Source organism: Psychrobacter sp. bablab_jr014 (genome assembly GCF_016464015.1).
Lineage (GTDB): Bacteria > Pseudomonadota > Gammaproteobacteria > Pseudomonadales > Moraxellaceae > Psychrobacter.
The window spans coordinates 42562-51760 of the sequence record NZ_JACDXT010000020.1; the positions used below are offsets into that span (position 1 = coordinate 42562).

6 protein-coding genes and 1 tRNA gene are annotated in these 9199 nt (G+C 48.2%); all 7 read left to right on the forward strand.

The features are described 5' to 3' along the window. Positions 1–2 precede the first annotated feature (2 nt). The 7 genes from JIE71_RS06310 (at position 3) to JIE71_RS06340 (ending at position 9104) form a co-directional block, all read left to right on the forward strand. Positions 3–758, forward strand: coding sequence for a glycerophosphodiester phosphodiesterase (locus JIE71_RS06310; RefSeq protein ID WP_199507888.1), 756 nt, complete (start codon positions 3–5; stop codon positions 756–758). A gap of 438 nt (positions 759–1196) precedes the next feature. Next, positions 1197–2375: an acyl-CoA desaturase gene (locus tag JIE71_RS06315; protein WP_416232015.1), complete on the forward strand. Its 1179-nt coding sequence runs from the start codon at positions 1197–1199 to the stop codon at positions 2373–2375. Positions 2376–2623: 248 nt separating this feature from the next. Then, positions 2624–4087, forward strand: a complete 1464-nt coding sequence (locus JIE71_RS06320) for a protein adenylyltransferase SelO (protein ID WP_199507889.1) — start codon at positions 2624–2626, stop codon at positions 4085–4087. Positions 4088–4397: 310 nt separating this feature from the next. Continuing rightward, positions 4398–6710 carry an NADP-dependent malic enzyme gene (locus JIE71_RS06325; RefSeq protein ID WP_199507890.1) on the forward strand — a complete coding sequence of 771 codons (2313 nt, stop codon included), beginning with the start codon at positions 4398–4400 and terminating at the stop codon, positions 6708–6710. 143 nt (positions 6711–6853) lie between these two features. Then, positions 6854–8059, forward strand: coding sequence for a tRNA nucleotidyltransferase (locus JIE71_RS06330; protein ID WP_199507891.1), 1206 nt, complete (start codon positions 6854–6856; stop codon positions 8057–8059). Between the two features lie 58 nt (positions 8060–8117). Next, a complete protein-coding gene (locus tag JIE71_RS06335) occupies positions 8118–8960 on the forward strand; it encodes a pteridine reductase (protein ID WP_266095951.1) in 843 nt (280 codons plus the stop codon). 67 nt (positions 8961–9027) lie between these two features. Next, positions 9028–9104: transfer RNA gene (locus JIE71_RS06340), tRNA-Ile, on the forward strand. Positions 9105–9199: the final 95 nt, after the last annotated feature.

Sequence of the window (9199 nt, forward strand, 5' to 3'; positions counted from 1 at the left end):
TAATGATTGACTTACAACGCACACGTCTCTTGGGGCATCGCGGCGCAAGGCTGGAGGCGCTTGAAAACACGCGCTTTGGTTTTGAGTACGCGCACCGCTTGCAGCCACGAGGGCTTGCGGGTATTGAATTTGATGTGCAGTTGACTGCCGATGGACAATTGGTGGTTTTTCATGACGAAACCTTACAGCGCCTGTGCGGCATTCAGTCACGTGTCGATCAGCTGACGTGGCTTGAGGTGCAGCGTCATTTGCAATCAGGACATCCGATTATGACCCTTGGCCAGTTGACCGAACTGCTCTGTGCGCCGACGCTACTTGCGCCTCGTTTTGATAACCGATTTAGTCATATCGAGCTTGAGATAAAGACGCACAGCCGCACCAATCATCGCAAGCTGATTGATGCCTTAGCATATCACTTTGGCAGCACCAGCCTTGCCAGCTTACCCATTACTTTGACCTGCTTTGATACCGAGCTATTGTTACAATTACAGCGCCACCCTCTCTTGTCTCATGTGCCGCGCGGACTTTTGATACGTCAGCCTCGTGCGTTAGCGACTGCGCCTAATACTGCGCTCCAGCTGGGCTGCGTGCAGCTTGGCATTCATTATCCGCTGTTAACCGCTGAGGTCATACGCCTGTGTCATCGTTATGGCTTGCCGATTAGCGCATGGACGGTCAATGACTTTGCGGTGATGCGCCAGCTTATCGCGTGGCAAGTCGATGTGATTATCACCGATATTCCCGCGCAGGTCCTGTAATATCAGCCTTTCGGAATAATGAAGTCTTAACAAGATACTGATACTGCTTACATTTTTGTTTAATTCCTGATAGCTAATAGGGTATTATGCGAAAAATAATCAATAATTCATACAAGTTATTGTTATTTAGAAATATTTTTATAGTGTATACCCGTTCACTTTACCACTCTTTTCAGGTAAGATAGAGGCTGAAATGTACACCGCTAGGGAAATAATATGATTGCAAAAAAAGCAATAGGTTTACCGCTTAAAGGCTTACGTTTGGCTATCAAGTCTGGTGACGCGCTTTTACAGACTGCAAGCACACAGGTGACTCGTCTTAAGCGTCGACTGGACCAACAAATGGACACTACCCAGCCGCAACCAAGTGCAGTGCGTGGGTATTTAACTGATGCTCAGGCAGGTGAACGTGACATCTCGATGAACGAGAGCGTCGATATCCGTGAGCTTGAGTTTAAAAAAGCGCCGATTAACTTGATACCTGCCGCCGTTTTGATTGCGACACCTATCGCTGCTGCGGTGATTACGCCTTGGTATCTGATGACGCATAAAGTCAGCATGCCTGTCTGGGGTGCGTTTGGCTTCTTTATGGCGTGGACGGGTATCAGTATCACGGCAGGTTACCACCGTTTGCTATCGCATCGTGCCTACAAAGTGCACCCTGCGGTAAAAAACTTCCTATTACTGGGTTCGACGCTTGCTGTGCAAGGTTCAGCGTTTGACTGGTGTTCAGGTCACCGTACGCACCATCGTCACGTTGATGACGTGATGGACGACCCGTACTCAGCCAAGCGTGGTTTTTTCTTCAGTCATATTGGCTGGATGCTACGCAACTACCCAAGCGGTAAGTTTGACTACAAAAATATTCCTGATTTGACCAAAGACAAAGTGCTACAGATTCAGCACAAATACTACGGTCTGTGGGTAGTGGCTGCCAACATTGGTGTGGTTGGTGCGGTTGGTTGGTTATTGGGCGATGTGTGGGGTACGCTGGTGTTGGTAGGTTTGCTACGCTTGGTGTTGACGCATCACTTTACCTTCTTTATTAACTCCTTGTGCCACATGTTTGGTACGCGTCCATACACCGACACCAATACCGCACGTGATAACTTTATCCTTGCGATATTTACTTGGGGTGAGGGCTACCACAACTATCACCACTTTTTCCAATACGACTATCGTAATGGCGTGAAATGGTGGCAATATGACCCAACCAAATGGCTAATCGCTGGTTTGGCAAAACTGGGTCTAGCAAGCGACCTACGTAAAGTCGACGACGCGACCATTAAGCACGCTGAAGTACAAATGCAGTTTAAGCACGCACAGCAGCATTTAGATACCGCTACTGAAGGTGGCATCGATATCCCACATGCACTACAAAACTTCCAAGAGCGTATCAAGCACGAGTACGAAGCATTTACGCAAACGGTTGAAGAGTGGCAAGCCCTAAAAGCCAAAGCCATTGAAATGAAAAAGACGGAGTTTGCTGACCGCTTGCACGAAGTGGACGACAAGCTAAAGCATGAATATGCGAAGATTGAAGAAAAAATCATTGAGCACAACAACAACCTAAAAGTTGCGTTCCGTTCAATCGGTCACAAACAGCACGCCGCTTAAGCAAAAAAGTAAGCCATTAGCATAAATATAAATCCCGCCTTCATCGTGATGGCGGGATTTTTTATGTGTAGCGCTTTGGTCATGACGGCTGTTGCTGGCTGCCTTAGCAAAGTAAAGCACACAGCAAAGCGCTATGTTGACTTTTCTTTGACTGTTATCATAGTCACTGTCTAGTGCCGTGCACGCTATTTTTTGATTTCTCATTACTATTCGTTCGTTATTATAAAATACTATCAAAGGTTATCATTATGGATTATTGCCACACTTACGCCGATTTGGATACGCGCTTGTATCACAAGCAGCCCCCTGTCCCGCTGGACAATCCACGTGCGGGGCACTTTAATCCGTATGTTGCAGCGAAGCTTGGCTGGGACAAAGATGAGGACTTAATGGCGCGCTGGGTAGAGATTTTAGGCGGGCATTATGTGCCAGCGCAGTGGACGCCACTTGCGATGGTTTATGCGGGGCATCAGTTTGGGCATTGGGCTGGACAGCTCGGCGATGGTCGCGGCTTATTAATGGCGCAAGTCCGCGATACAGATGGTCATTGCCAAGACTTACATTTAAAAGGCAGCGGCTTGACGCCCTACTCGCGTATGGGTGATGGGCGCGCGGTACTTCGCAGTACCATTCGTGAGTATCTGTGCGGGCACGCCTTGACGCAGCTTGGTGTGCCCTCATCATCTGCGCTGGGCTTTGTGGTGTCGGATACACCTGTACGCCGCGAGCGTATGGAAGCTGGCGCAGCACTGATGCGGGTGGCGGATTGTCACATCCGTTTGGGACATATTGAGTGGATAGCGAGCTTTGCGCCTGATTTGCTGGCAAGCTTTACCGATTATATGCTAGACACCTATTATCCTGAATGCCGTGATACGCCTGTCCCTGTTGCGGCATTTTTACAGCAAGTGGTCGAGCGTACCGCAAGGTTGATTGCCGACTGGCAACTGACAGGCTTTGCGCATGGGGTGATGAATACGGACAATCTATCGATTACGGGCAGTACCTTGGACTTTGGGCCTTTTGGCTTTATGGAGCGATTTAATCCCAGCTGGATTAACAACCACTCTGACCATACAGGGCGCTATAGTTACCAAAACCAGCCTGCCATTGGCTATTGGAACTTGCAGCAATGTCTCACGCATTTCTTGCGATTGCCCAATATTGACCGCGCCACCATTGATGCGTGCTTAAGTCTTTATGAGCCTGTCTTTATGCAGCATTATCAAATAGGCATGTGCCAAAAGCTTGGGCTGCCGCATAATCAAGAAGCGCTCAATATCGCCTTTGAATTTTTGACGTTGGTTGAGTCAGAGCGTGCCGATTACACCAACAGTTTCCGTGGGCTTTTGGCGCTTATTGACAGTACCAAATATGCCTATGAGCAAACGTTATTGACCACTTTCATTAACGAGTTAACGCCTGAAGGCCTGAGTACGTGGCACGATTGGCGCGAGCGTTATATCGCTTTGATGTCTAAAAATATCAGTGCTGCCGAAGCGCGTATGTATCACAACAATCCTGTCTATATCCTGCGTAATGCAATGGCTCAGCGGGCAATCACGGCAGCAGAGCAAGGACAATTTGAGGAAGTGGCGCGTTTGTTTACGCTGCTAACAACACCATACGATGTACAAAATATCGCGACAACGCTGGATACCACGCCGCCCGCGCCTGATGCGTGGCAACCGCCCATCAGCTGTTCATCATAGCCTATGGTTTATCTATAAAGCTGAAGCTAAATAGTTCATTGTAGATACCCCTGCCGTTTTGTCATCAATTCATTACATAATGATTATAAATTTATTATATAATCTCTATATTGACTTGGACTGACTAGGCAGTGTATTAGCATTGATGCTAGAATGTCCCACTTGCCAATTTGCAATTTTGCATTAATGGCTCGTGAGGTTGCTGCTTATAACGCTGTTTATTCAGACAGCTGCAGTACTATCAATGCCCAGTTAAAGACCACTATTACAGTTTATTCTATTTTAATTTATTCCAACAATGGCAATTACTATGAATGACGATACCAATCTGAATGCAGATAAAGCGAGTGCAGACAAACAACAGTTCGAACAAGCAGCACTGCATTATCACGCTCATCCAAAACCTGGTAAAATTTCAGTAACCCCAACTAAGAAGCTGGCCAACCAGCGTGACCTTGCATTGGCTTATTCGCCAGGCGTTGCGGTTCCTTGTCTTGAGATTGAAAAAGACCCAACTTTGGCAGCGAAATATACCGCGCGTAATAACTTGGTTGGTGTGGTCACGAACGGTACTGCCGTACTTGGCCTTGGTAACATTGGCCCCCTCGCTTCAAAGCCTGTTATGGAAGGTAAGGGCGTGTTGTTCAAAAAGTTTGCGGGCATTGATGTTTTTGACATCGAAGTGGCTCAAAATGACCCAGACAAATTCATCGAAGCCGTTGCTGCTCTTGAGCCAACCTTTGGCGGTATCAACTTAGAAGACATCAAAGCACCAGAATGTTTCAGAATTGAGCGCGAATTGCGTGACCGTATGAACATTCCTGTGTTCCATGATGACCAGCACGGTACCTCTATCATCGTTGCTGCGGCGATGCTAAACGCGCTTGAATTGACGGGCAAAAAAATCGAAGACCTAAAGGTGATTTGTTCAGGTGCAGGCGCGGCGGCAATCTCTTGTCTCGATATCATCTGCGCCCTTGGTATCAATAAAAACAATGTCTACGTTTCTGACTCTCGCGGTATCATCACAACCAAGCGTGAAAACCTAGACGAAACCAAACAACGCTACGCGCGTGATACTGACGCGACCACTATCGACGAGCTGATTGACGACGTTGATATGTTCCTCGGTCTATCGATGCCAGGCATGCTGACTGCGGATATGGTTCGCCGTATGGCAAAAGACCCAATCATCTTTGCGCTTGCCAACCCAACGCCTGAGATTATGCCAGAACTGGCGCATTCAGTACGTCCAGACGTCATCATGGCAACAGGTCGCTCTGACTATCCAAACCAAGTCAACAATGCGCTTTGCTTCCCTTATATTTTCCGTGGCGCGCTAGACGTTGGTGCGACGGCGGTTAATGAAGAGATGAAAATCGCCTGTGTACGCGCCATCGCGGCAATGGCACACGTAGAAGCGACGCCAACCAACAACTCTAAAGACATTGATAATATGAAGAGTTTTGGTCGTGACTACCTAATCCCTGGCCCACTAGAGCCAAATCTAATCCTTGAGATTGCCCCAGCCGTTGCAAAAGCAGCGATGGATTCTGGCGTTGCCACCTTACCAATCGACGACTTTGACGCATACCGTCAGCGCTTGTCTGAGTTTGTTTATAACTCAGCATTCGTCATGAAGCCTGTATTTGCCCAAGCAAAATCTGAGCCAAAGCGCATCGTCTACTGTGAAGGCGAAGACAAAAATGTCCTACTTGCGGTACAGGTCGTGGTGGATGAGCAGTTGGCTAAGCCAATCTTGGTCGGTCGTCCAGCAGTTATCAACTCACACATCGAAAAATTGGGCCTACGTCTAAAAGATGGCGAAAACATCACTATCGTCAATCAAGATGACGACCCACGCTACAGAGATTACTGGGAAACCTATTACGAAAACAACAAGCGCCGTGGCGTCAGCATTGAGCTTGCTCGTCGTGACGTGTACCGTAAAACCTCACTTATCGGCTCACTATTGGTCGAGAAAGGCGATGCCGATGGCATGATTTGTGGCACATTCGGTCATTACAATATGCACCTAAAATATGTTGAAAACGTCATCGCTAAACAAGAAGGCGTCAGCGACTTTTACGCGATGAGTGGCGTACTGATGCAAGACCGCAACGTTTTCTTTGCCAATACCTACATCCATGAAAACCCAACGGCTGAGCAGTTGACAGAAATGACCGTATTGGCAGCTAAGCAATTACGCCGCTTTGGTATTACGCCACGTGTTGCTCTGACTTCACACTCAAACTTTGGCACCTCAGACAGCCCAAGCGCAGTAAAAATGCGTAAAGTGCATCAGCTATTGACTGAGCGCGGCGTAGACTTTGAATTCGACGGCGAGATGCATGCTGATGCGGCACTCGACGAGCACATACGTATGGAAGATATGCCATCAAGCACGCTAAAAGGTGCAGCCAATCTGTTGGTGATGCCGACGCTTGATGCGGCAAATATCTCTTTTAACTTGTTAAAAGCTGCGTCGCAAAGTGCCTCTATCGGCCCTATCCTATTGGGTGCAGAAAAATCTGTACACATCTTGACGCCTGCTGCGACCCCTCGCCGTATCGTCAACATGACAGCGCTTGCCGTAGCAGAAGCGCAAGACTTGGCAAAATAAGTCAAAACAAAATAGCAGCTTAACATGTATCGGTAGGCACACTGCCTGCCTGATACGCACCAAGTTTGTTATAATCAAACCAGCCAATATCTACGGATGTTGGCTGGTTTTTTTTGGTTGGCCGCAAGGCATAAGGGGTAAGCATGCAGGTATATCTGGTCGGTGGCGCAGTGCGTGACACTCTATTAAAACATCCTGTCAAAGACAAAGACTTTGTAGTTGTCGGTAGCAGTGTCGATGAAATGCTGAGTGCAGGATTTTTGCAGGTTGGCGCAGATTTTCCGGTATTTTTGCACCCAAAGACACAGCAAGAATATGCCCTTGCCCGTACTGAGCGTAAACAAGGGCATGGCTATCAAGGCTTTAGCGTCCATGCCAGCCCTGATGTGACGTTAAAAGAAGATATGATGCGCCGTGATTTGACCATCAACGCGATGGCCATTGAAGTCACCAGTCTTTATGATGATACGCCGCTGACAGGCGAAGTCGTTGATTATTATGGCGGGCTGGATGATATCAACCATAAAATCCTGCGCCATGTGTCAGATGCCTTTATCGAAGACCCACTGCGCGTACTGCGGGTGGCACGCTTTTATAGCCGTTATTTTGCGGCAGGTTTTAGCATTGCCGATGAGACGTATCGCTTGATGCAATCGCTTAGCGCGTCAGGTGAGCTTGGGCATTTAAGTGCCGAGCGCATTTGGCAAGAGTCGAGCCGCGCTATGATGCAAAGCGCGCCGCAAGCCTATTGGCACACCCTATATGACATTGGGGCGCTACAGACGCATTTTGCCCCTTTGGCAGTTGCTTGGGACAATGCTGCACTGCGTAAAACCATTATGACCGCGCTAGACTATGCCGCGCAGCAGTCACTTGATTTATCGCAGCGCTGGGCGCTGTTGATGATGAGCGTCTGCTCTGCTTGGCAAAAACAAACTCAGCTGCCACTTAGTCTAGCGGATAACAAAACCACTGATGATGATAAAAACGCTGCCGATGCCATTCGCATTATTGGCAATGCTGCAAAAGTACCCAAGATACATACCCAATTTGCTGTATTGTTTGCACGGCACGTTTGCGACTTATCCAACCTTGCGCACTTAACCCCTGCTGAGCAAATAGCGCTGATACACGCCAGCCAAGCGCACAAGCAGCCTGAGCGCTTAGAACAACTGATTGTCACGCAGCATGTGTTACAGATGGCGTTAGATAGGCTACGGATGCAGCACGCATTAGACAGCTATCACGCGATTGGTATGGCAGATATTGACCCCAGCCTCAAAGGCTCTGCTATTGGCGAGGCTTTGACACAAGCGCGCATTGCTCATTTAAGCGCGCACTTATCATAAACAATCATCTAGCGTAGACAACCACTGCCATTTTTTATTAAAAATCTTATATGCCGTTATGACATTGACCGAATCAATCAAAAGTAATCCTGATAATTGCCCATCTGCCAGCCATACGCCTGACAATAATGCCCCTGTCATGCTGGTAACGGGCAGCGCCAAGCGCATTGGTGCCGCGATAATACGTGCCGCGCATCATGCGGGCTATCGCGTGATTATCCATGCCAATAACAGCGCAGACCAAGCCCGTGAGCTTGCCGCGCAGCTAAATACACTACGCGCAAACAGCGCTGCTGTGGTGGTTACTGATTTGGCAGTGATTGATGATACATCCGCCTTACAAGACTTCGTTAATGATGTGCTGCGCTCGTTTGGGCAACTGGACGTACTGGTACACAATGCTTCGCGCTTTTATCCTACCGCTATCGGACATATCACCCATAGCGCATGGGATGAGCTGATGCTGACCAATGCCAAAGCACCGCTCTTGCTTAGCCAAGCATTTTTGCCCTACTTACAAGCGGCGAATGGCTGCATCATCAGTCTATTGGACATCCATGCGCACAATAAACCCTTTATCGGCTATAGCGTCTATAATATGGCAAAATCTGCACATCGAACCATGGTACATTCCTTGGCACTAGAGCTTGCGCCTGCTGTGCGCGTCAATGGCATCGCGCCTGGCGTCAATGTCTTGCCCGAGGATCAAAGCGACCAAGCGCTATCTGACGCGCAGCAAGCGGCTATTGTCCAGTCCATTCCCATGCAGCGTATTGGCAAACCTACAGATATTGCTGAGTGCGCATTGTATCTGGCTCGCGCAAGCTACATCACAGGCGAAGTCATCACCGTTGATGGCGGACGCAGCCTGACGCTGGCGGGCGGCAATGTGGGCGTATAAGTAACAAAAACTCGATTTTTTACTTGAAAATACGAAGAATTCGGGTATGATAGTGCATCTATTGATAGGGCCTATAGCTCAGTTGGTTAGAGCAGAGGACTCATAATCCTTTGGTCGTAGGTTCAAGTCCTACTGGGCCCACCAAATTCAAACCCTTTAAAGTCTATGATTTTAAAGGGTTTTTTATTGCCTGATGGTTTTGCTTTATAGCCTTCTTATCCATTGAAAATACAGTCATG